At 53.8% G+C, this 653-nt stretch carries 1 protein-coding gene; it reads right to left on the bottom strand.

Going from position 1 to position 653, the window contains the following annotated elements:
* A partial coding sequence (locus ACTHUM_RS17175; RefSeq protein WP_440403579.1) for an SLC13 family permease occupies positions 1-653 on the bottom strand: 653 nt, incomplete at both ends.

Raw genomic sequence — 653 nt, 5'->3', positions numbered from 1 at the left:
CAACGCGCTCAAGCTGATACCGCCACCGAAGAGCATCAATACACCCCAGTCGGTATTGCGAGCAACTTCTTTCCATTGCGCCACGCCGAATACGACGACGGCAACGGCGGCAATCAGGGCGATAACGGTATCGGGGTTGGAAATGCCAAATGCGGCTTTGATTTTGGAGCTGAATACCCAAGCGATGGCGGCTGCCAAGAAAATCAACAGCGCGATAACGCGGTGCAAAGTCCAAGGGATAGATTCGGCTTTAACTTCCACGCGCTCGTTCAAATTAGGTTTGAGGATGACGTACATGGAGAACAGCATCAGCGGCAGAATCAACAGCATCATCGGCAGGCCGAGCTTCATCCAGCCGACGAAGTCCAAGTTTAGCGCTTTGGCGGCAATCATGTTCGGCGGAGAACCGACCACGGTGCCCAAGCCGCCGATACTGGCGCAGTAGGCGATACCGAGCAGGACGAAAACGTAGGTTTTGCGTTCTTTTTCTTGGTCGAGGTGGCTCATCATACCCATTGCCAAAGGCAGCATCATCGCGGCAGTTGCAGTGTTACTGATCCACATAGACAGGAAGGCGGTAACGGCAAACAGCATCAACACGGCAACTTTCATATTGCCACGGGACAGGCGCAACAGGCTGACAGCGATTTTAC

It is taken from the genome of Neisseria sp. P0021.S006, from assembly GCF_051956895.1.
This window is presented reverse-complemented; position numbering and strand designations above follow the sequence as displayed.